Here is a 25901-nt window from a genome sequence, read left to right as displayed (position 1 = left end):
AACGTTTACAAAAAATGATGTATAATTTACTCAAAGTACATTATTTTTACATAATTAATGTTAAATCCTTTAACTTATAACAATTATCCAATAAGATACAAATAAAATTAATTTTGGAAGGAGTGGATTAAATGTTAAATGCTTTTGATCAAGCGTATCATCAATTATGTGAAGAAATTTTAGAAATCGGTAAACAAAAGAATGATCGCACAAATACTGGAACCATCTCAAAATTTGGTCACCAACTGAGGTTTGATTTATCAAAAGGCTTCCCATTACTAACAACTAAAAAAGTATCATTTAAATTAATTGCTACAGAGCTCTTATGGTTTATCAAAGGAGATACAAATATTAAGTATTTACTTCAATATAATAACAACATTTGGAATGAGTGGGCATTCGAAAAATTTGTTCAATCCAAAGACTATAACGGACCCGACATGACTGATTTTGGCCATAGGGCACAAAAAGACGAGTCCTTTAACCTAATCTATAAAGACGAAATGAACCAATTTAAAAAACGTATTTTAAATGATGATGATTTTGCTAAAAAATATGGTGATTTAGGTAATGTTTATGGTAAACAATGGCGTGATTGGGAAGATAAATATGGTAATCATTATGATCAATTAAAAACGGTGATCAATCAAATTAAAACGAATCCTAATTCAAGACGTCATATCGTATCTGCATGGAATCCAACAGAAATTGATACAATGGCGTTACCACCTTGTCATACAATGTTTCAGTTTTATGTTCAAGATGGCAAATTAAGTTGTCAATTATACCAAAGAAGTGCAGACATCTTTTTAGGGGTTCCTTTTAACATCGCAAGTTATAGTTTATTAACTCACCTCATCGCGAAAGAATGTGGCCTTGAAGTTGGAGAATTTGTACACACCTTTGGCGATGCACATATATACTCTAATCATATCGAAGCTATTGAGACACAATTAGCACGAGAAAGCTATAATCCACCAACACTTAATATCAATTCAGATGCCTCTATTTTTGATATTGATTACGAGGATTTAGAAATTGTTGATTATGAATCACATCCAGCGATTAAAGCACCCATCGCAGTTTAAATGGGAAGTGACTTAAAAACATCAATAATTTATTATATAATGCACTTTGTGTTTCATATTAAACTGTTTTCATTTCAATATTAGGAGGAACATTATGACACTTTCAATACTTGTAGCCCATGATCAACAACGGGTTATTGGCGTAAATAACCAATTGCCTTGGCATTTACCTAGTGATTTAAAGCACGTTAAGTCGTTAACTACTGGAAATACGCTTGTCATGGGTCGTGCAACATTTGAATCTATCGGGAAACCTCTTCCTAATAGAAGAAATGTTGTGTTAACTAGAAATAAATCATTTAAACCAGAGGGTGTGGATGTTATCCATTCTTTCGAAGAAATCTACAACTTACCTGGCCATGTTTTTATATTTGGTGGCCAGTCCTTATTTGAAGAAATGATAGATAAGGTTGATGATATGTATATTACTGTTATTGAAGATAAATATAACGGTGATACTTTTTTCCCACCATATACATTTAAAGACTGGGAAGTCGCATCATCAAATAAAGGTGTATTGGATGAAAAAAATACGATTCCTCATACCTTTTTACATTTAATCCGTAAGGGAACTTCATAGGAGGAAATTTATGATAAAAAAGAAAATTGTTACTGATTCAACATCTGATTTATCACATGAATATTTAAATGAAAATAATATTCATGTGATACCTCTTAATTTAACAATTGATGGTGAATCCTACATTGACCAAATAGATATATCGTCGGAAGAATATATTCAAAAACTGGAAGAAAATGCTGATACTAAAACAAGTCAACCTGCTATCGGTAAGTTCATTGAATTATACGATGAACTAGGCGAAGATGGTTCTGAAATCATAAGCATTCATATGACATCAGGTTTAAGTGGAACTTATCAGACTGCACTGCAAGCTAGCGAAATGACTGATAGTAAAGTTACTGTCATTGATTCTAAGTCTATTTCTTTTGGTTTAGGTTACCAAGTGCAACACATTGTTGATTGGAATAATACTGGACTATCAACAAATGAAATCGTTGAAAACATTGTTGAACTACAAAAAAACATTAAACTTTATGTTGTTATAGGACAATTAAACCAATTAATTAAAGGCGGACGTATTAGCAAAACGAAAGGTTTAATTGGTAATATGATGAAAATCAAACCAATCGGAACACTCGAAGACGGAAAGATTGAATTAATTCATAATTCTCGAACTCAAAATGCAAGTGTTCAGTTCCTCAAAAAAGAAGTGAGCGCGTTTATCGGTGATAAAAATGTAAAATCTATCGGTATTGCACATGCAAATATTATTGAATTCGTAGACAAAGTAAAAAAACATTTTTCAGAAGAGTTCAACTTTACAAAATTCGACACGAACGTTACAACACCTATCATTTCAACACATACAGGACAAGGTGCTATCGGTTTAGTCGTATTACGATCATAAAGTACTACTTCAAAGCGCGCTATGACTATACTCAAAATGAAATTGGTCTTATTTAATATATAAACAGTTTCATAGCAAATCGCTTAAAATAATGGTAACTTTATGACAAAATAGATATAGGAGGTATATTATGGCTTATGCGACATTAGCAGGAGGATGTTTTTGGTGTTTAGTTAAACCATTCACTTCATATCCTGGTATCGAAAATGTTATTTCTGGTTATAGTGGTGGACATACAGATAACCCAACTTATGAAAGTGTAAGTACAAATCAAACTGGGCATGTCGAGGCAGTCCAAATTACTTATAACTCAGAAATTACTTCCTTCGAAAATATATTAGACGTTTATTTCAAAACGTTTGATCCTACTGATAACGGTGGTCAATTTTTTGATCGTGGAGAACATTATGAGCCTGCTATTTTTTATCATGATGAAAATCAGAAAAAAGCAGCCGAAGCTAAAATTCAACAATTAAATGAACAAGGTATCTTTAACAAACCTGTCATTACACCCATTAAACCATATAAAAACTTTTATCCAGCTGAAACTTATCATCAGGATTACTATAAAAAGAATCCATTGCATTATGAACAGTATCAACGTGGATCAGGTCGGAAAAATTTTATAGAAAAGCATTGGGGGAAACAAAATGATTAAAAAGAATAAAAATGATTTAAATGAAATGGAGTATTTAGTTACACAAGAAAATGGTACAGAACCGCCATTTCAAAACGAATACTGGAACCACTTTGAAAAAGGTATTTACGTTGATAAAATTTCAGGTAAACCATTATTCACTTCTGAAGAAAAATTCGAATCAGATTGTGGTTGGCCAAGTTTTTCTAAGGCATTAGCCGATGAAGAAATCGTTGAATTAGTCGACAAAACATTTGGCATGGTGCGCACTGAAGTACGTTCTGAAGATGCAAATAGCCATTTAGGTCACGTATTCAATGACGGACCAAAAGAAAGCGGCGGTCTGAGATATTGCATTAATTCAGCAGCTGTACAATTTATACCATATGAAAAATTAGAAGAACTAGGATATGGAGATTTAATACCACATTTTGAAAAATAAGGAGCGAACATATTATGTTTAAAAAATTATTTGGTAAAGGCAAAGAGGTCAATAAAGAAAGCGCGATTTATGCACCAATTACTGGGGAATATGTAAAAATCGAAGATATACCAGATCCAGTATTTGCTCAAAAAATGATGGGTGAAGGCTTTGGTATAAATCCAACAGAAGGTGAAGTTGTTTCACCAATCGATGGTAAGGTAGATAATGTTTTCCCAACGAAACATGCTATTGGATTAAAAGCTGAAAATGGCCTAGAATTACTTGTTCATATTGGTCTTGATACCGTGCAATTAGATGGTGAAGGCTTTGACATTCTAGTTGAAAGTGGCGACGTTGTTAACGTTGGAGACCCATTATTAAAATTTGATTTAGACTATATAAAAGAAAATGCAAAATCAGTTGTTTCACCAATTATTATCACAAATTCTGACAACACAGCATCTATTTCAGTGGCTGATGTAACAACTGTGACTAAAGGTGAAACTAAAATTGTTGATGTGACAATGAACTAATGAAAGACCATTCATTTTATCATTTTGCCCTTACAGCACGTGGGCGTAAAGATGAAAAAGGTGAATTAGCAGAAGAAATATTTGATGATTTATCTTTTCCAAAACATGAAAAAGACTTTCATATACTGTCAGATTATATAGAAACACAAGGGCATTATACTATTTCATTATCCGTTTTTGATGATTTATACGAGGAATATACCGAATGGTTAAAATTTTAATTACTTTAACATTTGAGTAGCACGATTAAAATATATTAAAATAATAAGGTATCATTTGTTGCTGGGATTAATCTAAATGATTCAATCCCAGCTCATTTTATTTGTAATGATTTTTTACAATATTAATTTTTTACATATGTATTGGAAGTGATTAAATGTCAGAAAGTAAAGACACAACTGAAGTGAATCAAGAAGTAAATGAAAAAGCATCATCGCAATCAACAAAGAAACAAATAAATTTCAAACGTAGTCACTTTATTATTATATTAATAGTTACAATACTTGTAACTGCTGTGATTGCAGTATTTGCAACGATTGGGATCAGTCATTGGACAAGTGGTTTAAATAGTAATCAACGTGCTGAGATGAAAAAAGTAGAGCAAGTTTATCAAACACTAGATGATGAATACTATAAAGATACTAGTTCAGAAGAGCTGGGGACAGCAGCGATTGATGGTATGGTAAAAAAATTGGATGACCCTTATTCAGACTATATGACCAAAAAAGAAACTAAATCATTTAATGAAGATGTATCAGGTGATTTTGTAGGTATTGGGGCTGAAATGCAAAAGAAAGGGAATCAAATTCAAATTACAAGCCCTATGAAACAATCACCTGCTGAAAAGGCCGGAATTCAGCCTAAAGATGTGGTTACTAAAGTGAATGGTAAATCGATTAAAGGACAGCCTTTAGAAGCAATTGTTAAAAAAGTTAGAGGAAAACAAGGTACAAAAGTAACACTAACCATTGAACGCGGTGGACAAGCTCACGACATCACAATAAAACGAGATAAAATTCATGTCAAAAGTGTTGAATACCAAAAACATGGCGATGTCGGTGTCTTTACTATCAATAAATTCCAAAATAGTACATCAGGCGAATTAAAATCTGCCATCATTAAAGCACACAAAGATGGCATCCGTAAAATTGTATTGGATTTACGTAATAATCCTGGAGGCTTATTAGATGAAGCTGTTAAAATGGCAAACATTTTCATTGATAAAAATGAAACAGTTGTTCAATTAGAAAAAGGCAAACATAAAGAAGCAATTAAGGCTTCAAATGATGCCTCAAAAGAAGCCAAAGATATGGATGTTTCTATTTTAGTAAATAAAGGCTCAGCTAGTGCTTCAGAAGTTTTCACAGGTGCTATGAAAGATTATAATAAAGCCAAAGTTTATGGTTCAAAAACATTTGGTAAAGGCATTGTGCAGACTACACGAGAATTTGAAGATGGTTCATTATTAAAATTCACTAATATGAAATGGTTAACGCCAAAATCTCATTATATTCATGGAAAAGGCATTACTCCTGATAAGAAAATAGAAGAACCTGCATATAAATCATTAAATGTTATCCCAAGCAATAAAACATATCAGTTGGGTGACGATGATAAAAATGTTAAAACAATGAAGGTGGGATTGAATGCATTAGGCTATCATATTAATAATCAGTCTACTGAATTTGATAGCGAACTAGAGGATGCACTCAAATCCTTCCAAAAGAAAAATAATTTAGATGTAAATGGCACATTTAACAAGTCAACGAATGAAAAATTCACACAGCAACTTGTTGAAAAAGCAAACAAAGAAGACACCGTATTAAATGAGCTTTTAAAAAAACTAAATTAATTTAAGAGGAGTCATCGGTTTATGATTAGAAAAGCAAATAAAAATGATTTATCTAGTATTTTAAACATTGTAGAAGAAGCTAAAACTATTATGAAGCAAGACAACAACAATCAATGGGATGAACATTATCCTTTAGAAGAACATTTTGAAGAAGATATTGAAAAAGACACACTTTTTGTTCTAGAAGAAAATTCTATTATTTATGCTTTTATAGTTGTCGACCAACAGCAATCAGAATGGTATGATGAATTAGAATGGCCAATTGACAGAAAAGGTGCCTATGTTATTCATAGATTGGCAGGATCATCTGAATATAAAGGTACTGCAACGCAACTATTTGATTTTGCAGTTAATTTAGCACTGGATCATAATATTCATGTGTTATTAACCGATACATTTGCTTTAAATAAGCGCGCACAAGGACTGTTTACTAAATTTGGCTTTAGCAAAGTAGGCGAAGCAAAAATTGATTATCATCCTTTTAATAAAGGTGAACCATTTTATGCCTATTATAAAAATTTAGAAGAATAGAGGTTATATTATGACGAAAATCGCATTTACCGGTGGAGGTACAGTTGGACATGTTTCCGTAAACCTAAGTTTGATTCCAACTGCAATAGAAGAAGGATACGATACCTTTTATATCGGATCAAAAAATGGGATTGAACGTGAAATGATTGAATCTCAATTACCTTCAATTAAATACCACTCTATATCTAGTGGTAAATTAAGAAGGTATATTTCTTGGGATAATATTAAAGATATATTTAAGGTGTTAAAAGGTGTATTAGATGCTAGAAGTGTGCTAAAAAAAGAAAAGCCTGATTTACTATTTTCTAAAGGGGGATTTGTTTCAGTACCAGTCGTTATTGCTGCAAAATCTTTAAAAATCCCTACGATTATACATGAATCTGATTTAACACCTGGTTTAGCAAATAAAATCTCATTAAAATTCGCTAAAAAAATATATACTACCTTTGAAGATACATTAAATTATTTACCTAAAGATAAAGCAAATTTTGTTGGTGCAACAGTGAGAGAAGACTTAAAAACTGGAGATAAACATAGAGGTTATCAACTGACAGAATTTAATAATGATAAAAAAGTATTATTAGTCATGGGTGGCAGTCTAGGCAGTAAAAAATTGAATGACATTATAAGACAAAATCTCGAGACACTTCAAGAGTCTTACCAAGTCATTCATTTAACTGGAAAAGGGCTATTAGACAATTCATATGTTGGCACTAAAGATTACATTCAATTTGAATTTGTTAAAGATGATTTAACGGATTTACTTGCTATTACAGATACAGTGATTAGTCGTGCTGGTTCTAACGCTATCTATGAATTTTTAGCGCTACGCATTCCAATGTTATTAATTCCTTTAGGTTTAGATCAATCACGTGGCGACCAAATTGACAATGCTAAACATTTTGAATCAAAAGGATTTGGTAAAACAATTCTCGAAGATACATTAACTGAAAATGAATTAAAAACACAATTGAGAGAAATTGAAACCAATCGCGATGATATCATTAAACAAATGCAAACATATAAAGAAAGCTTTACGCGTCAGGATTTATTCCAAAAGATAATAAACGATGCTTTAAGCGAATAGGAGGTACATGCAATGAGTCGTTGGAAAAGAATATCATTACTCATTATTTTTACGTTAATATTTGGCATCATTGCATTCTTCCACGAATCAAGACTGGGAAAGTGGATTGATAATGAAGTATATGAGTTCATTTATTCTTCTGAAAGTTTCATCACCACAACGATATTTCTCGGTGTAACCAAAGTTGGAGAAGTTTGGGCAATGGTTTGTTTATCTCTGTTGCTCGTTGCTTATTTAATGTTAAAACGTTTAAATATTGAGGCTTTATTTTTCGCAATTGCAATGAGTTTATCGAGTACATTAAACCCATTACTTAAAAATATCTTTGATAGAGAACGTCCAACGCTACTTCGACTTATTGATATCTCAGGATTTAGTTTCCCAAGTGGTCATGCGATGGGTTCTACAGCATTCTTTGGAAGTACGATATATATCGCCAATCGAGTTATGAAGGGTAAATCTAAAGCCTTTATGATTGGTCTCTCAGCTTTATTTATCATTATGATATCGTCATCAAGAGTTTATCTTGGTGTACACTATCCTACAGATATTATAGCAGGTATTATTGGTGGCGCATTCTGTGTCGTATTATCAACATTAATATTACGCCATAAATTGCAAGTATAATTCCATTCAATTCAACTTATGTGCATCCATAGTGTCTGATGTAACTTATAATTTATTTAAAAACACAGTAAAAAAGCAGTTAGGTGAATAAATTCATCTAACTGCTTTTATGTGTCAAAATTTATTATAAAAACCGATTTCACAATGTAAAACCGGTTTTTATATTCACGTTGTCTCGCAACGTTAGTCTTTTACGGGCATATAAAAGGGGATATTTTTGAAAATGAACAATCCAAATAAGAACGAAATATGTGGGGGGGAATGTCTTATTTTTGGTATTGATAATCATTTTCAATTACATTATACAACACTGAGAATGATTGTCAATTGAATTCGAATAATTTTTTCAAATTTTATGAAATACCTATATATTACAATAAAAGTGATTAAAATCATGAAGTATTTTAAAAACATTTTGAAATTTTTATGCAATAACTTTCTACAAACAAGCATTTATTATAATATATAATTTGAGGTGCTACATATGACAAAAATCTTAATAGTAGAAGACGAGCAAAACCTTGCGCGTTTTATAGAGCTTGAACTTGAACATGAAAATTATGACGTAGATATTGAATATGATGGGAAGCCTGGTTTAGAAAAAGCATTATCAAATACTTATGATTTAATTCTTTTAGACTTAATGCTTCCGAATATAAATGGTTTAGAAATTTGTCGTCAGATTCGTCAAAATCAAACTACACCTATCATTATCATCACTGCTAAAAGTGATACTTACGATAAGGTGGCTGGTTTGGATTACGGTGCGGATGATTATATCGTTAAACCGTTTGATATAGAAGAATTATTAGCAAGAATCAGAGCTATGTTACGAAGACAACCAAAAAAGAATCTAATCGATATCAAAGGCATCATTATAGATAAAGATGCTTTTAAAGTCACTGTGGATGGACAACCACTTGATTTAACAAAAACAGAATATGATTTGTTATTTTTACTAGCTGAAAACAGAAACCACGTTCTGCAAAGGGAACAAATCATTACGGACGTATGGGGATACGATACAGAAGTAGAAACAAATGTAGTAGATGTTTACATTCGATATTTAAGAAACAAATTAAAACCCTTTGGTAAAGATAAGTGTATCGAAACAGTACGCGGTGTAGGGTACGTGGTAAGACAATGAAACAACGTAAACTTAAAACTAAATGGATGTTGATTACTCCGACGATTACGTTTTTAACCATTTTTCTTTTTAGCATCATAATCATTTTCTTCCTCAGTAATTCATTAAGACATAATGAAGTAGATGAGGCTGAACGTAGTTCAGAAGATATAGTTAAATTATTTGAATCTAAACAAATTGAACACGTCACACCACTTGATTTAAATGCATCCTTAGGTAATTTTCAAAAAGTCATGTTATTTAATGAAGATGGTCACAAATTAATGGAAACATCAAATGATAACTCCATTACGTTTTCTCCGAATATCGCACCGACAAATGTAAATCGTATAGCAGTTAAAAGTGATCACAAAAAAGATTATCTCATCATCACAGATCATATTGAGTCACCAAAATTTAATGGTTACAGTGTGATAGTGCATTCTTTAGAAGACTATAAAGCACTTGTAAACTCTTTATATTTTATCGCTCTAATATTTGGTGTGATAGCAACGTTTATAACTGCAATTATTAGTTATTTCTTTTCTTCGCAAATTACAAAACCGTTAATATTGATGTCGAATAAGATGCAACAAATTCGGAGAGATGGTTTCCAAGAAAAAGTAGAATTAAGTACAAATTACGAAGAAACAGACAACTTAATTGTGACATTTAATGAGATGATGCTCCAATTGGAAGAATCTTTTAATCAACAGCGACAATTTGTCGAAGATGCGTCACATGAATTACGTACTCCCTTACAGATCATTCAAGGCCATCTTAATCTCATCAATCGCTGGGGTAAAAAAGATGCTGCTATATTAGAAGAGTCTTTAGATATTTCATTAGAAGAAATGACAAGAATTACAAAACTTGTAGAAGAACTATTATTACTTACAAAAGACAATAATAACAGTAGAGACGGTGAAATTGAAAATGTTGAGATAAATCAAGAGATTGCATCTCGAATTAAATCTTTATCACAATTGCACAGTGATTATACATTTGAATTCGATGCGTTTCCTAAACCATTAAACATAAGAATTGATCGTTATCAATTTGAACAAATGCTGATCATCTTTATTGATAATGCTATGAAATATGATCAGATAAATAAATACATTCAGATACAAACAAAGTTGAGAAACAAACAAATTTCTATTGAAATTACTGATCACGGTGTGGGTATACCTAAAGAAGATATAGAATTTATTTTTGATAGATTTTATAGAGTTGATAAATCACGTTCTCGCAAATTAGGTGGTAATGGATTGGGATTATCTATCGCTAAAAAAATCATAGAACTAAATAATGGTACTATACATGTCGATAGTGAAGTTGGTAAATATACAACGTTTAAGATTACTTTTTAACATTCAAAACTAATTGGTGCAAAATGTTTTTTCTAACAACATATATGTCACCCTATTATATATAAAACTTATGAGCAGAACCAAAGTAAAAAAGGTTCTGCTTTTTTAGTAATAAGTGCGCTATTGGTACTTTAATTTGTATATAATAAGTGCTATTATTGATTTGTAAGCGTTTCAACTATTTTGTGGAGGGTGTAATATGAGCAACGAAAGTCAGGTTTCCGAGGCACCTGTAAATTTCGGAGCAAATCTTGGATATGTTTTAGACTTATATGACATATATCTAGACGATCCTAGTGCAGTTCCAGAAGATTTACAAGTCCTATTTAGTACAATTAAAAACGGTGAAGCAAACATCGCAACAAACACAGAAGGTCAATCAAATGTGACTAAAGGAGATAGCACAATCAAACGTGTTATGCGCCTAATCGATAACATTCGTCAATATGGGCATTTATTGGCAGATATTTATCCTGTAAACCGACCTCAAAGAGAAAACGTACCGAAATTAAACATCGAAGACTTCAACTTAGATCAAGAAACATTAGAATCTATTTCAGCAGGTATTGTGTCTGAACATTTTAAAGACATATACGATAATGCTTATGAAGCGATTGTGCGTATGGAAAAACGCTACAAAGGTCCTATCGCTTTTGAATATACGCACATTAACAATAATCGTGAACGTGTATGGTTAAAACGCAGAATTGAAACTCCATACAAAGCAACATTGAATGACAATCAAAAAATTGAATTATTTAAAAATTTAGCTCATGTTGAAGGTTTTGAAAAGTATCTTCATAAAAACTTCGTAGGCGCAAAACGTTTTTCTATTGAAGGTGTAGATACTTTAGTACCAATGCTTCAACAGACATTAAGAATTGCGAGCGATGAAGGCATACAAAATATTCAAATAGGTATGGCACACCGTGGTAGATTAAATGTATTAACCCACGTATTAGAAAAGCCTTATGAAATGATGATTTCTGAATTTATGCACACAGATCCTATGAAATTCTTACCTGAAGACGGTAGCCTACAATTAACTTCAGGATGGACTGGAGACGTTAAATATCATCTTGGTGGTGTTAAAACTACGCAATCTTACGGTAGTGAACAACGCATTTCATTAGCAAATAACCCAAGTCATTTGGAAATCGTCGCACCAGTAGTATTAGGTAAGACTCGTGCAAATCAAGATACAACAGATAAACCAGGTGCAGTTACTACTGAATTTAAAAAATCAATGCCGATTTTAATACATGGTGATGCTGCCTACCCAGGTCAAGGTATTAACTTTGAAGCAATGAATTTAGGTAATCTAGAAGGTTATTCAACAGGTGGTTCACTTCACATCATTACTAATAACCGCATTGGTTTTACGACTGAACCTGAAGATGGCCGTTCAACAACATATTCTTCAGATGTTGCTAAAGGTTATGATGTGCCAATCATGCATGTCAATGCAGATAACGTTGAAGCTACAATCGAAGCAATAGAAATTGCAATGGCATTTAGAAAAGAATTTAACAAAGACGTCGTGATTGACTTAGTCGGCTATCGTCGTTACGGTCATAATGAAATGGACGAACCATCCATCACAAACCCACTACAATATCATGAAATACGTAAGCATGAGTCTGTTGATATCCTATACGGTAAACAACTCGTAAATGAAAACATTATCTCTGAAGATCAAATGAATCAAATTTTTGATGATGTTCAAAATACATTACGTGCAGCTCATGACAAAATCGATAAAAACGATAAAATGGATAATCCAGATATGCAAAAACCAGATAGTCTGGCAGAACCAATCCAAACTAAAGATGAAGAAGTAAGCTATGAACAACTTAAAGAAATCAACGATGCAATGCTATCGTACCCATCAGATTTCAATGTACTGAAAAAACTTAACAAAGTATTAGAAAAACGTAGAGAACCATTTGAAAGTGAAGACGGATTAGTTGATTGGGCTCAAGCAGAACAATTAGCATTTGCTACAATAACTCAAAATGGTACACCTATACGCTTAACTGGCCAAGACAGTGAACGTGGTACATTTAGTCATCGTCATGCTGTATTACATGACCCAGACACAGGCGCACAATATGTTCCATTACACAATGTGCCTGACCAAAAAGCAACGTTTGAAGTGCGTAATTCACCATTGTCTGAAGCCGCAGTAGTGGGCTTTGAATATGGTTATAATGTTCAAAATAAATCATGTATGACAATTTGGGAAGCCCAATATGGTGACTTTTCAAATATGGCTCAAATGATTTTTGATAATTTCTTATTTAGTTCTCGTGCCAAATGGGGCGAACGTTCTGGGCTAACACTATTCTTACCACATTCATTTGAAGGACAAGGTCCTGAACACTCATCAGCACGTTTAGAGAGATTTTTACAACTTGCCGGTGAAAATAATTCAACAATTGTTAATTTATCTAGCTCTAGTAACTATTTCCATTTATTACGTGCACAAGCTGCTAACTTAGGTACACAATCTATGAGACCTTTAGTTGTGATGTCGCCTAAGAGTTTATTACGTAATAAAACAGTTGCAGATCCTATCAGCAAATTCACTTCAGGTAAATTCGAACCTATTTTACCAGAAGCACATGATAAAGCATCTGTTAAAAAAGTTATTTTAGCATCAGGAAAAATGTTTATTGATTTAAAAGAGTATCTGACAAAAAATCCAAATGAGTCAATTTTACTTGTAGCAGTAGAGAGATTGTATCCTTTCCCTGCAGATGAAATCGATGCATTGTTAAGCGAGTTACCTAATTTAGAACATGCAGCTTGGGTACAAGAAGAACCTAAAAATCAAGGGGCTTGGTCATTCGTATATCCTTATCTAAAAGAGTTAACAACAGACAAATACGATTTGAGTTATCATGGTCGTATACAACGTTCAGCGCCAGCTGAAGGTGACGGTGAAATTCACAAACTCGTACAAAATATGATAATAGAACAAAGTACAAACATTAACTAGGGGGAAGTTAAGCATGCCAGAGGTAAAAGTTCCAGAATTAGCAGAATCCATAACAGAAGGTACCATTGCAGAATGGTTAAAACAAGTCGGTGATAGCGTTGATAAAGGCGAAGCTATCGTTGAATTAGAAACGGACAAAGTTAACGTTGAAGTCGTTTCAGAAGAAGCTGGTGTACTTCAAGAATTATTAGCAAATGAAGGCGATACGGTTGAAGTAGGCCAAGCTATTGCAGTTGTAGGTGAAGGCAGTGGTAATAACACTTCAGAAGCACCTGCGAAACAAGAAGCACCTAAACAAGAAACTGAAACATCTACAGACGACAAATCAGCGCAACCAGCTGAATCAACTAGCAATGATGCAGATGATAAATCACAAGATAATAACCAACGCGTTAATGCAACACCATCTGCACGTAAATACGCACGCGAAAAAGGTATTGATTTATCTGAAATAGCTGCAGCTTCAAATGATGTAGTTAGAAAAGAACATGTTGATCAAAGCCAAACTCAAACAAGCACTCAACAACAAGCACAACCGGCTCCTAAAGAAGAAACGAAAAAACCAACACAACAAAATCCATCAAAACCTGTAATCAGAGAAAAAATGTCTCGTCGTAAGAAAACAGCAGCGAAAAAATTATTAGAAGTTTCTAATAACACAGCTATGTTAACTACATTTAATGAAATTGACATGACAAATGTTATGGATTTACGTAAACGTAAAAAAGAACAATTTATTAAAGATCACGACGGTACTAAACTTGGTTTCATGTCATTCTTCACAAAAGCTGCAGTTGCTGCATTGAAGAAATATCCTGAAGTCAATGCTGAAATTGATGGAGACGATATGATTACTAAACAATATTATGATATTGGAGTTGCCGTATCTACAGAAGATGGTTTACTTGTACCTTTCGTCAGAGATTGCGATAAGAAAAACTTTGCTGAAATCGAAGATGAAATTGGCAACTTAGCGAAGAAAGCACGCGACAAAAAACTTGGTTTAGACGACATGGTTAATGGATCATTCACGATTACCAACGGCGGTATCTTTGGTTCAATGATGTCTACACCAATTATCAATGGTAGCCAAGCTGCAATTCTAGGTATGCACTCAATTATTACGCGTCCAATTGCTATCGATGCAGATACAATTGAAAATCGCCCAATGATGTATATTGCATTAAGCTATGATCATAGAATTATCGATGGTAAAGAAGCAGTAGGATTCTTAAAAACAATCAAAGAATTAATTGAAAACCCAGAAGATTTACTATTAGAATCTTAATCCACAACACAAAATAGTTTACTAACACTAATACAGCGGCGTTTAACGTCGTTGTATTTTTTATGTATTTATGCATTTTTGAAATACACACGGGATCTCTCCTAAATTATGAGTCCTTTGATTTACTAGCTTGTATTTTGTGACAAAAAACAGGCATATTACAACAGTTATGAAATAAAATCAAACACTTAGCAAAAAATAAATCGCTTACATTATAAAATGATATAATATATTTGATATAAATAATTAAGTAGAGAAGATGGAATGATTTTGAAAAAATTATTATTCGCAACTTTGGCTACAAGCGATCCTTTAGGTGGATCTATTGATAGTCTCCTAGGTGCTATGGCTAGTTCAGCCTTAGACATAAGTAAGGGTGTTTATATAAATATGAAATCTGTAAAAAATGCCGCTGGTAATTACGTGTTTCAAGGTACTAATTGGGGTTATCAATAAAAAAGAGGTGATTTTATGACTCTTAAAAATTCATTGAGGTTCGGTATAATTATGGCATTAGTTATGTGTACAATGTTTTATATTTTCCCGATGCCTGAAACATTAGTAGGGAGAATAGTACTTTGTCTGATAATAGTTGGTGTTGGTTTATTACTATCGTATTTTATATTAGGAAAAGAGAATATGAAAAAGAAATGATTTTTAATCGTTTAATAAATTAAATATCAGCATTATAAACACGTCGATATGAGAATCATTAATCTTAAGAGTACATTTTTATATTCTATAAAACAAAGGCCTCGATTCCACATTTTAGTGGTGTCGATGCCTTTATTATTAATAATGTATAACCATATTTATACGAATCGTTGCATCATGGTTATTAGCATAATTGTGAAACATATTCGCATTAAACTTTATTGATTCATTTTCTTTAATGATAAATTGCTCATCTGCTAATGTTAGCGTCAATGTGCCATCAAATACGGTTATGTATTCCATAGTGCCAGATCCATGTGGTTCGCCGCTCATAGTCCCTCCAGGCTCAATAAGCACCATATAGCTTTCGAATTTTTTCTCAATATCAAATTTAAAATACGGATAAATTTGATATTTATTATCTTCTGATGCTAAAGGTTGAATATCATTCAAAGTGATCTTTCTAATGATTTCATCATTTTCTTGAGTAAGCTCAGTAAATGACACTTTTAGACCATTAGCTATTTTCCAAAGTGTCGTAATGGATGGTATAGATTCTTTACGTTCAATTTGTCCTAGCATCGTTTTACTTACTTCAGTAAGATACGATAAATGTTCCAGTGAATATCCATTTTGTTTTCTATAGAGTTTTAAATTTTCAGCAATAATATCATTGATTTCTTTCATTCTTTAAACACCTCTATTTACAATATAACGTACATAAAGTATACTTTAAAGTAAAAACGCTATAACGCATTTAAAAACTTTATAACGTTTTTCACGATAGGGGGGAGTGCGTTGTTACTACTCAACATGCTGATTTATGCTGTTGTAGCAAGCTTTACACCAGGTCCAAACAATATTATGGCCTTGTTTTTCTCGCAAAATTTAACCTTTAAAAAAGCATTTCGTTTTTCATTAGGTGTTGGATTTGGTTTTTTAGCTTTACTGTGTTTATCCAACATTTTTAATGAATCACTCAATACAGTTTTTCCTAAAATTGAAATATACATGAAAATTTTTGCTTTTATTTATCTTTTATATTTAGCTTATAAAGTATTAATAAGTTCAATCGGTGGGCCAAAAAAATCCTTTGATGAAAAATATAGTAATATAAAATATGCAATGATACTTCAATTTATTAATCCAAAAGGTGTAATTTATGCATTAACAGTTATCTCAACTTTTGTGACACCTAATTATTCCACTTGGATAGTGCAATTGAATTTAGTAATTTTATTGGCTTTTATTGGCTTTCTAGGTACTTTAAGTTGGGCTGCAATAGGTACGCTCTTAAAAGAATGGATTACCAAACATGAATTACTATTTAATATTATTATGTCATGCCTGTTAATTTATGTAGCTTTTAGCATTGTTCTACATTAATTTACGGAAACTGAGATCTGTAATGCATTTGCTTTCATCACATCTCCTTAAATTGTTAGTCTTTTATCACCACAATAAATACCATTCTAATTACAGGTGACAGATATCGTCATAATGCTTTTAAGCATCATGACGTTAAATGTTGCTGATAATATTTTCTTGAACTACAACCATAAGATGTTTTAAATCTTCTGTAGAAATTAGAATAATCACTAAAACCACTCATGCATTAGATTTAATGCAACTTTTATGTGGAAAAATTGCATCAATCAAAGGCACTGTTTCTCAGTTACTGGACTACGATATTGAAGTGGAAGATACTGCCTCTGCACATATCAAGTTTGAAAACAAAGCAAATGGTATGTTCTTTGCTACAAATGCGAATTTCGGAAATTCAAGTATTGAATTACAGATTATCTTTGAAAATGAAAAATTTACAATCAAAGATAATATACTTACTCGTGTTAATGAAGCGGGCGAAAAGATAAAAATTGCTGAAGATGAAAAAATGACCGGTAACAAAACGTATTACGGGCCAAGTCACGGAAAATTAATTAATGCCTTTTATGACTGCATCAATAATGATAGTAATAACTACGTTCATCCAAAGGATGCATTAACTTCTATCGCTATGATTGATGCCATACAGAAATCATCAGAATCACTTAAAACAGTACAATTCGACAGTATTTAATACCTCAAAATTTTCTATGGTAGTATCGTCCTTAAGTGACGATGCTACCATTTTTTATTCATCGATGTTGGTTTAATATATTTAAAACGTTGCAATTAAATGTACACACTTTAATTGATATTTGAACAGCACTTCCATTACACTTGATATAATCTTATCGAAATGAGGGTGTTTACATGAATAACAACTCCAAAATCATATTAGATTTAGCTGTTACTTTAGATGGTTTTATTGAAGGACCAAATGGAGAAATTGATTGGTGTATCATGGAGCCTGAGATGAATTTCACTGCATTTTTAAACCAAATTGACGCTATCATTTATGGTCGTAAAAGCTATGACTTATGGGGATCGTATACGCCTGATGATGAACAAGAAAACGATGATCAATTGATGTGGCAATTAATTCATAGCAAAAATAAATATGTATTTACCAACCAAACACGTTTCAACCATGACCAAACACAATTTATTAAACCTAAGGACATGTATACAACAGTGAATGACATCAAATCACAACAACAAAAAGATATATGGTTGTATGGTGGTTCGGAGCTCATTACGTCATTTATTAAACACGACCTCATAGATGAATATCGGCTATCCATCCATCCCGTTGTACTAGGGACAGGTAAACCACTCTTTGAAAATATCCATAAACAACTTAATCTATCACACATACAAACAAACACATTTAAAAGTGGTGTTGTTCAATTGATATATAGTAAAGATTAATATAAAAAGGAATGATAAGTTTGAATGTAGCAGTCAATGCGAAAAATGTTTCCTTAAAGCTTAATAATAAATATATTGTTTCTAATCTTTCTTTTAAAATACCAAAAGGTTCCATTACGTTAATCAAGGGCGACAACGGTATAGGAAAAAGTGTTACATTAAAATTAATAGCACAATTAATACGACCAACAAAAGGTAAGATTCAGACTAACGGTCGTATTGCCTATGCGCCTGATAAATTTCCAAATAATTTAAAAATAAAAGTCCATACATTTTTAGAAACGATACAAAACTTAAATAATAACTATGACCATAATTGGAAATATTATAGTAAATCATTTAATTTATCTTCATTTGAAAAAGATAAATTAAACCAAATTTCAAAAGGGACATTGCAAAAAATAAATATCATACAAGCATTGTTATCAAATGGAGAAATACTTATTTTTGATGAACCATTTAATGGCTTGGATAAAAAAACAGAGAGTAACTTTATTTCTTTATTAAAAAAACTGTCAAAAACAAAAACAATTATTTTGACTTCTCATGAAAGCAATATCGTTCAATCATTTGCAACACATGAATTAAATTTGCATAACGGCAAATTTAAGACAATAAATACAAACCCTAAATTTAAAGCTATTACATTTTTGACTTCTAAAAATGCATCTATCAGTTTTCCTCAAGTATTAGTTCAGAAAATACATAATCAAATTAATATTAATAATAATTCAATAAAAATATACATAGATAGAAATGATACAAATATTATTTTGAATAACTTAATCAAGCATAATTATAAAATACTAGAAGTGAAGGACGAGTAGTATGTTACTAACATTTTTAAAATATGAAAATATTAAATTTATTAAATCATTTCAATTCATTGCACCTATATTTTTATATTTAATCTGGGTCGTTGGTATTTATATATACACAGACATTCCTATTTTATCTAGTTATGGATCGACTTCAGTAGGCCTCTATATCATTTCAACTTGGCTGACTATAACTAATTTCAAAACTGATTCTATTAATGAACGGTATGTATTTTATATTCAATTATCTTCAAAACTCAAGTATTTAATTTTTAAAATGACTTACATATTTCTTATAGTATTTACGCTAAACATCATATCTCTATTTTATCCAATATTACTTGGTAATTTTGATAAATCAATGACACTCAATTTATTTTTCATAGGATTAATCATCCACATACTTATGGGGGGATTTGGTATTTTGTTAGGTACTTACATAACAAATACAAATATTATTTTTAAACCTTACTGGTGGCTGATTACTGTATTTTTCATTATTGTGTCATTAATCAAAATAATAATTGTTAATAACCTTCCTTTTACAAATTGGATATTATGGATACTACCACCGATCAATAATTTATTATCTTATTTAACAGAGGATTCAATACAAATATATGACCTTAACTTTCTTGTACTAGTGTTAATTTCATTTGCTTACCAATTTATTGCTTTTTGCCCCTTAATATATTTATATAAAAAAAAATACTAGAATGAAAATAGCCCATCGCTCACTTAAACAAGTAATCGATGGGCTATTTTCATGCTTAATCAATTTCATAAAGCTAAGCCTTAATTTAACAATATGAAATTTAAGTATTTACGCTATATATACAAATAATTCTATAATGGCAATAATTAAAAAGACCAAGAATACTATGCCATATATATTATTCTTCTTAACACTTTTAGCGTTGGCATTTTTTTGTTTCGCTTTACTATTTAAATTAGAAAAGAAAGTGATGCCAGAATAAACAGCAATAAGTACCGTTATTGCAAAAACAATCCATACACCAGTCATATTTCTACCTCCTATATATCATATTTCATCTATTTTTTAATCTTTCATTAAAAATTTTAAATACGTTATATATCTATATTAATACATATTTTAAAAACGTCCAATGTATAATCTTAAAAATTCATAAAACGTTCTTTACTAACAAACATCATCATATTAATCACATTAAAAATACGTTATAATAAATTGAAAAGTGATAAATAAAGGGGTTAATATAATGAATGGTCTAAGAAGTGTAACAACCGGGACAGATAATTTAGAAAAAACTAAGACTTTATTTAAAGACATACTTGGATTAAATGTTGCTGATAAAGGCAATGCTTTACGTTTTGGAGACGCTGAACTCACTTCTGGGACACGTATTCATTTTGTAGAAATTCCAAAATATCAAAATGATGATAATCATATTGAAAATATTGGTTTGAGAATTCCAAGTGATGAAGGTCTAGATGAGTATAAAACCATATTAGATCAGCATCATATTGAGCATAGTGAAGTAACAGATTTGAATGGACATAAGTATTTTGAATTTCAAGATCAAAATAATCAGTCTTTTAATATTTATTCAAATGAACATAATATAGGTGCACCTTTAGGTATGCCTACATTTGATAGCACTGTTAACCCACTACATCAAATTCAAGGGTTAGGTCCTGTTTTACTTAAGGTCAATGAATTATTATTAACTCAATCTATTTTAGATAAAGTATTCGGTTTAACACACTTTGCTGAATATGCACCACATCCAGATGCGGATTATAAAGTACAAGTATTTCGTATAGGAGAAGGTGGTTTAGGTGGAGAATTGCATTTATATGCTTCCTCCGAAGAGATTAAAATGCCTGAACATGGTATCGTTGAACAAATTGAATTCGCTACAGAGTCTAAGGCACAGTTCCAGAATGCATTACAACAACTAGAATCTATAGGCATTCCTTATCAATCATTAGATCAAGATGGCGAAAAATCTCTTAGAATTAGTGAAAAAAGTGGTATCACTTTCATATTAACATTAGAAATCAAAGAATAAGCGAGGTATATATTATGTTACATGAAACTTGGAAAAATAATACACCTATAAAGAAAGTAGAAGTCGTACATACAGATGCACAAAAATTTACTGTTTCTGATATATTAACAATTGGTAAGCAGTATGATGTTATCAATGAAACTGAAGAATATTATCAAATTATAGATAACTCTGGACTTGTCGGTGGTTATTATAAAGATTATTTTAAAGAAGTTTAAACTGAGCACTGTACGCAGAACACTGTTTGCGTATTTATAATATTTTTCTAATAAGACTAGGGCAAACGAACGATTAACGATTCATGCCCCAGTCTATTTTTATTGATTGAAAAACTAACTATTTTATCCATTTTAAAAAGGAGATTATAAAGTGATGGCAAATACCAATTATATTAATAGAGATGAAACTGTATTCAATGATGCGCAATCATTAATGCAACTTAATAAAAATATATTACTAAAAGGACCGACTGGATCAGGAAAAACAAAATTAGCTGAAACATTAAGTGAGACAATGAATAGACCTATGCACCAAATTAATTGTTCCGTTGATTTAGATGCAGAAAGTCTTCTCGGGTTTAAAACAATACAAACAGACGAAAATGGGTCACAAGAAATAGTATTTATTGATGGGCCCGTCATAAAAGCTATGAAGGAAGGTCATATTCTTTATATAGATGAAATTAATATGGCCAAACCCGAAACGTTACCTATATTAAATGGTGTATTAGATTATCGTAGAAAATTAACTAATCCATTTACAGGTGAAGTCGTTAATGCAGCACCTGGATTTAATGTGATCGCAGCTATCAACGTAGGTTATATTGGTACATTACCAATGAATGAAGCATTAAAAAACCGTTTCGTTGTTATTCAAGTAGATTATATTGATGGAGATATTTTGAGTGATGTAATCAAACAACAAAGCCAACTCAGTGATGACATAATGATTCAAAAAATCATTAAATTCAATGAAGATTTGCGTACAATGACAAAACAAGGTCAAATTTCTGAAGAAGCGGCAAGTATAAGAGCATTAATAGATCTAAGTGATTTAGCTACGATTATGCCTATCGAACGTGCAATACAACGTACAATTATAGACAAACTAGAAGATGAACGTGAGCAACAAGCTATTTTAAATGCAGTAGAATTAAATTTTTAGTGAGGGATAATCATGAGTGATCGTTTTATAAAATTTAATGATGAACAATTAGACGCTAAGCAAGTCATGATGCTTCAAGATTTAGCCCGACTTTTATTAAAAAATGATCAAACACAAGTAAAAATACAAAAATTTCCATATTATGATCCAATAAACAATACCCTAATTACAAGTTCATTTTGGTCACATAGAGATACAGCAATAGAAACTACAGGATTGAAGACCGATGTCATGCTTGCTGCTTATGGTTATCAAATGATGGATGAACAAATCGTTAATGAAGTGATTCATAATACAACATTTCAACATCCAAAATTTTTCCAGCAACTATTCAAATTACTTGAAGATCAACGTATTTTAAATGCCATTGCAAGACAACGTCCATCGATTCAACCCGCTATTCAAATGCGTAAAGAGGTACGGTTAAATTATACGAAAACACAAATTAAAGTATATAAAACTAAAACCACTTTCACTGACTTACTATTTTTACATTTAGAAGCATCTTTTATAACTGAAAATTTTTATGATATTCCTCAAATCCATCCACATATTGACGATATTTTAAACAATATGTATATGTATTTGCATAATTTTTTCTATAATCAATCGTCTGAAGACAATATGTATTTAGCAGAAAGAATCATGTATCAAATTGATGACATATTAAAAGAAGATATGTTAAATGAGTATTATCACTTACCTAAAAAAGTATACGAAGCGATTGAGGCACTCAAATTCGAAGACTTAACAAGAACTGATGCCAGTAATTCAGATGGCAAATCAGAAGAGCAAAGTGATGACAATACAGTTAGTGAAGACATGGAATCTAACCATCAAGATAGTGCTTCTCAAGGTGGTGCCTATTTAGAAATGGAATTACATGAAGGTGAAAATAGTGAAGTCATGGGGGACAATGATAACGCACGCGAAGGTGATGCAAGCGATGACATGACTGACATGCAAACCAAAAAAGGGAAAGGCCTAACCAATAATCAAATCGATGACGATGAGGGCGGTTCAGTCGGACATAATCAAGCTTTTGCATTAAAAGGCATCAATGAGCGAGTTGAAATTAAATGGAATATACCAGATATTGAACCACAATATGTACAAGCATACAAAAACGTTGAATCAGATGTTCAATTTGAAATAAAAGATTTAATACAAATCATCCAGAAGACCATAGACAGAGAACATGTTGATGAGCGACATAATTTAACTAAAGGCAGACTGCAAAAGAATTTATTAAATTGGTTCATTGATGACCAATACAAATTATTCTATAAAAAACAAGACTTAAGTCAATCTTTCGATGCTACTTTCATGCTACTTATTGATGCTTCAGCAAGTATGCAAGATAAAATGGAAGAAACAATCAAAGGGGTTGTCCTTTTTCATGAAACCTTAAAACCTTTAAATGTCAAACACGAGATTCTAGCCTTTAATGAAGATGCCTTTGATGCTGACGATGCTAACCAACCAAATATTATTGATGAAATCATTTCTTATGATCATTCAACATTAGAAAAAGATGGGCCAAGAATTATGGCGCTTGAACCCCAAGATGATAATAGGGACGGTGTCGCTATTAGAGTTGGAAGTGAGCGTCTAATGCGTCGCTCACATAATCAAAGATTTTTAATTGTATTTTCAGATGGTGAACCGTCTGCCTATAATTATAGTCAAGATGGTATCTTAGATACTTATGAAGCTGTTGAGATGTCTCGTAAAATGGGTATCGAAGTGTTTAATGTTTTCCTTAGTCAAGAACCTATTACAGAAGACATTGAACAAACAATCCATAATATCTATGGTCAATATGCTTTATTTGTTGAAGGTGTTGAAAATTTACCTGCACAATTGTCACCATTATTAAAAAAACTGTTGTTAAAGTCTTTTTAATAAAACAAATAGTTATAAATGGCTTTTATATTTTTAAATATTCTGAAATTTATATAGACGTTATCTAATCAAACATGATAGAATAGATAATATTATTTTATTGGTTAGAAGGAGAACGACATATGAATAAAAATACATGGATTATAGGTTTCACACTATTTGCAATGTTTTTTGGTGCAGGGAACCTCATTTTTCCACCAAACTTAGGCTTAGACAGTGGGCAATATTTCTGGCCATCCATACTCGCATTTGCATTAACAGGTATTGGATTACCTCTGTTAGGTGTTATTGTAGGTGCATTGGATAAACAAGGTTACATTGGTTCATTAAATAAAATTTCACCTAAATTTTCAATCATATTCTTAATTATTATATATCTTACAATCGGACCACTATTTGCAATTCCACGTACTGCATCTACTTCATTCGAAATGACAGTTACGCCAATAGCAAATACGAATAGTAATTTAGCACTATTTATTTTCACAGTTATTTATTTCTTAATTGTTTTATATTTATGTATTAATCCTAGCAGAATGGTTGATCGAATTGGATCATTATTAACACCGTTACTATTGATCACTATCTTAGCAATGATTGTTAAAGGATTCGTTGATTACGGTAGTAATTCACATAGCCAAGCAACTGATGCTTTCACATCAAACTTCAGTGGTTTTTCACAAGGATTTACGAACGGATATTTAACAATGGATGCGATTGCTGCGATTGCTTTTTCAATGATTGTTGTAAATGCAGTAAAAGCAACGGGTGTCACACATGCAAATAAAATATTCAAACAAACATTGATGGCTGGTATTATTGCTGCCGTAGCACTTATGTTTATTTACATATCATTAGGCTACATCGGCAATCATATGGCAGTTTCTCAAGAAAAAATCGCGAGTTTGACTGCAAATGATCAAAATATCGGTACCTATTTATTAACTACAATGGCAAGTGTTGGATTTGGAACTTTTGGTAAATATTTATTAGGCATTATTGTTGCTCTTGCTTGTTTAACTACAGCTTGTGGTTTAGTCGTAGCAGTATCAGAGTATTTCCATAGAATTTTCCCAAGAATTTCATACAAAATTTACGTAATTATTTTCACATTAATTAGTTTTATCTTAGCTAATCAAGGCTTAAACTCTGTCATTACAATGTCTGTACCTGTATTGAGTATTGTTTATCCTATTGCGATTACATCCGTACTACTTATTTTATTAGCTCGTTTTGTACCAACAAAACCCATTGCACAACAAATACCAGTCGCTATCGTTTCTATTGTATCAATCCTCAGTGTGATCCATACACAAGGTTGGATAAAATTAAGCTTCATTGATAGTTTACCGTTAAAATCATATTCATTAGAATGGTTCCCAATCGCGATTGTAACTACAATTATTGGATATATTGTAGCGGCAATGGTTAAAAAACAAAAACCGATTGTGTATGAAAAAGAATAACTATAATCATCTCTAAAACAAAATATAAA

At 31.6% G+C, this 25901-nt stretch carries 27 protein-coding genes; 25 read left to right on the top strand and 2 right to left on the bottom strand.

Features of this window, described 5'->3' with window-relative positions:
• Positions 1-131: 131 nt before the first annotated feature.
• From KA893_RS00405 to KA893_RS00330, 16 genes are all read left to right on the top strand, one after another.
• Positions 132-1088: a thymidylate synthase gene (locus KA893_RS00405; protein ID WP_011303096.1), complete on the top strand. Its 957-nt coding sequence runs from the start codon at positions 132-134 to the stop codon at positions 1086-1088.
• Between the two features lie 94 nt (positions 1089-1182).
• Positions 1183-1668 carry a dihydrofolate reductase gene (locus tag KA893_RS00400; RefSeq protein WP_002483287.1) on the top strand — a complete coding sequence of 162 codons (486 nt, stop codon included), beginning with the start codon at positions 1183-1185 and terminating at the stop codon, positions 1666-1668.
• 10 nt (positions 1669-1678) lie between these two features.
• Entirely contained in the window at positions 1679-2518 is an 840-nt protein-coding gene (locus KA893_RS00395; protein WP_002483288.1) for a DegV family protein, read from the top strand.
• Positions 2519-2648: 130 nt separating this feature from the next.
• Positions 2649-3176 carry a peptide-methionine (S)-S-oxide reductase MsrA gene (gene msrA / locus KA893_RS00390; protein WP_041080673.1) on the top strand — a complete coding sequence of 176 codons (528 nt, stop codon included), beginning with the start codon at positions 2649-2651 and terminating at the stop codon, positions 3174-3176.
• Entirely contained in the window at positions 3169-3597 is a 429-nt protein-coding gene (msrB, locus tag KA893_RS00385; RefSeq protein ID WP_002483290.1) for a peptide-methionine (R)-S-oxide reductase MsrB, read from the top strand. The genes msrA and msrB overlap by 8 nt, the downstream gene beginning before the upstream one ends.
• Before the next feature lie 14 nt (positions 3598-3611).
• A complete protein-coding gene (locus tag KA893_RS00380) occupies positions 3612-4112 on the top strand; it encodes a PTS sugar transporter subunit IIA (protein WP_002483291.1) in 501 nt (166 codons plus the stop codon).
• A complete protein-coding gene (locus KA893_RS00375) occupies positions 4112-4333 on the top strand; it encodes a YozE family protein (RefSeq protein ID WP_002483292.1) in 222 nt (73 codons plus the stop codon). The genes KA893_RS00380 and KA893_RS00375 overlap by 1 nt, the downstream gene beginning before the upstream one ends.
• 155 nt (positions 4334-4488) lie before the next feature.
• Complete coding sequence (locus KA893_RS00370) at positions 4489-5964, top strand: S41 family peptidase (RefSeq protein ID WP_194375699.1); 1476 nt, start codon at positions 4489-4491, stop codon at positions 5962-5964.
• Between the two features lie 21 nt (positions 5965-5985).
• Positions 5986-6495: a GNAT family N-acetyltransferase gene (locus KA893_RS00365; protein WP_002483294.1), complete on the top strand. Its 510-nt coding sequence runs from the start codon at positions 5986-5988 to the stop codon at positions 6493-6495.
• Between the two features lie 10 nt (positions 6496-6505).
• Positions 6506-7582, top strand: a complete 1077-nt coding sequence (locus KA893_RS00360; protein WP_041080674.1) for an undecaprenyldiphospho-muramoylpentapeptide beta-N-acetylglucosaminyltransferase — start codon at positions 6506-6508, stop codon at positions 7580-7582.
• Positions 7583-7594: 12 nt separating this feature from the next.
• On the top strand, positions 7595-8209 hold the full coding sequence (locus tag KA893_RS00355; protein WP_041080675.1) for a phosphatase PAP2 family protein: 615 nt from the start codon (positions 7595-7597) through the stop codon (positions 8207-8209).
• Between the two features lie 484 nt (positions 8210-8693).
• Complete coding sequence (locus KA893_RS00350; RefSeq protein ID WP_041080676.1) at positions 8694-9356, top strand: response regulator transcription factor; 663 nt, start codon at positions 8694-8696, stop codon at positions 9354-9356.
• The gene (locus KA893_RS00345; protein ID WP_210125518.1) at positions 9353-10708 is read left to right on the top strand and encodes a HAMP domain-containing sensor histidine kinase; all 1356 of its coding nucleotides are present in this window, start codon (positions 9353-9355) and stop codon (positions 10706-10708) included. Before KA893_RS00350 ends, KA893_RS00345 begins: the two co-directional genes overlap by 4 nt.
• Before the next feature lie 199 nt (positions 10709-10907).
• Entirely contained in the window at positions 10908-13709 is a 2802-nt protein-coding gene (locus tag KA893_RS00340; protein ID WP_041080678.1) for a 2-oxoglutarate dehydrogenase E1 component, read from the top strand.
• Positions 13710-13722: 13 nt separating this feature from the next.
• Complete coding sequence (gene sucB, locus KA893_RS00335) at positions 13723-14997, top strand: dihydrolipoyllysine-residue succinyltransferase (protein ID WP_041080679.1); 1275 nt, start codon at positions 13723-13725, stop codon at positions 14995-14997.
• Between the two features lie 264 nt (positions 14998-15261).
• The gene (locus KA893_RS00330; protein WP_041080680.1) at positions 15262-15453 is read left to right on the top strand and encodes a hypothetical protein; all 192 of its coding nucleotides are present in this window, start codon (positions 15262-15264) and stop codon (positions 15451-15453) included.
• A gap of 336 nt (positions 15454-15789) precedes the next feature.
• Here KA893_RS00330 and KA893_RS00325 read toward each other — a convergent pair whose 3' ends face one another.
• On the bottom strand, positions 15790-16338 hold the full coding sequence (locus KA893_RS00325) for a helix-turn-helix domain-containing protein (protein WP_002483302.1): 549 nt from the start codon (positions 16336-16338) through the stop codon (positions 15790-15792).
• Between the two features lie 111 nt (positions 16339-16449).
• Between KA893_RS00325 and KA893_RS00320 the strand changes: the two genes are divergently transcribed.
• The 4 genes from KA893_RS00320 to KA893_RS00305 all read left to right on the top strand — a co-directional run bounded on the left by KA893_RS00320 (position 16450) and on the right by KA893_RS00305 (position 19292).
• Complete coding sequence (locus KA893_RS00320; protein WP_228160924.1) at positions 16450-17037, top strand: LysE family translocator; 588 nt, start codon at positions 16450-16452, stop codon at positions 17035-17037.
• 238 nt (positions 17038-17275) lie between these two features.
• Positions 17276-17731: a Gfo/Idh/MocA family oxidoreductase gene (locus KA893_RS00315; protein WP_228480995.1), complete on the top strand. Its 456-nt coding sequence runs from the start codon at positions 17276-17278 to the stop codon at positions 17729-17731.
• 176 nt (positions 17732-17907) lie between these two features.
• Positions 17908-18465: a dihydrofolate reductase family protein gene (locus tag KA893_RS00310; RefSeq protein WP_002483305.1), complete on the top strand. Its 558-nt coding sequence runs from the start codon at positions 17908-17910 to the stop codon at positions 18463-18465.
• Between the two features lie 11 nt (positions 18466-18476).
• On the top strand, positions 18477-19292 hold the full coding sequence (locus tag KA893_RS00305; protein ID WP_081326474.1) for an ATP-binding cassette domain-containing protein: 816 nt from the start codon (positions 18477-18479) through the stop codon (positions 19290-19292).
• Positions 19293-20106: 814 nt separating this feature from the next.
• On the opposite strand, the gene KA893_RS00300 is transcribed toward KA893_RS00305, so the two are convergent.
• The gene (locus KA893_RS00300; RefSeq protein ID WP_002483308.1) at positions 20107-20307 is read right to left on the bottom strand and encodes a hypothetical protein; all 201 of its coding nucleotides are present in this window, start codon (positions 20305-20307) and stop codon (positions 20107-20109) included.
• 217 nt (positions 20308-20524) lie between these two features.
• On the opposite strand from KA893_RS00300, the gene KA893_RS00295 reads away from it, so the two are divergent.
• The 5 genes from KA893_RS00295 (at position 20525) to brnQ3 (ending at position 25872) form a co-directional block, all read left to right on the top strand.
• Positions 20525-21337: a VOC family protein gene (locus KA893_RS00295; RefSeq protein ID WP_069821987.1), complete on the top strand. Its 813-nt coding sequence runs from the start codon at positions 20525-20527 to the stop codon at positions 21335-21337.
• 14 nt (positions 21338-21351) lie between these two features.
• Entirely contained in the window at positions 21352-21555 is a 204-nt protein-coding gene (locus KA893_RS00290) for a DUF6501 family protein (protein ID WP_194375698.1), read from the top strand.
• Positions 21556-21709: 154 nt separating this feature from the next.
• Positions 21710-22501 (top strand): ATP-binding protein, encoded by a 792-nt coding sequence (locus tag KA893_RS00285; protein ID WP_069821986.1) that lies wholly within the window; start codon positions 21710-21712, stop codon positions 22499-22501.
• A 12-nt stretch (positions 22502-22513) separates the two neighbouring features.
• Positions 22514-24406: a vWA domain-containing protein gene (locus KA893_RS00280; RefSeq protein WP_210125499.1), complete on the top strand. Its 1893-nt coding sequence runs from the start codon at positions 22514-22516 to the stop codon at positions 24404-24406.
• A gap of 122 nt (positions 24407-24528) precedes the next feature.
• The gene (brnQ3, locus tag KA893_RS00275; protein ID WP_002483313.1) at positions 24529-25872 is read left to right on the top strand and encodes a branched-chain amino acid-like transporter carrier protein BrnQ3; all 1344 of its coding nucleotides are present in this window, start codon (positions 24529-24531) and stop codon (positions 25870-25872) included.
• Positions 25873-25901: the final 29 nt, after the last annotated feature.

The sequence above is a fragment of the Staphylococcus sp. GDY8P126P genome (genome assembly GCF_017891965.1).
Classification (GTDB): Bacteria; Bacillota; Bacilli; order Staphylococcales; family Staphylococcaceae; genus Staphylococcus; species Staphylococcus saprophyticus.
The sequence above is the reverse complement of the archived record's forward strand: the minus strand, read 5'-3'. Positions and strand labels throughout refer to the sequence as shown.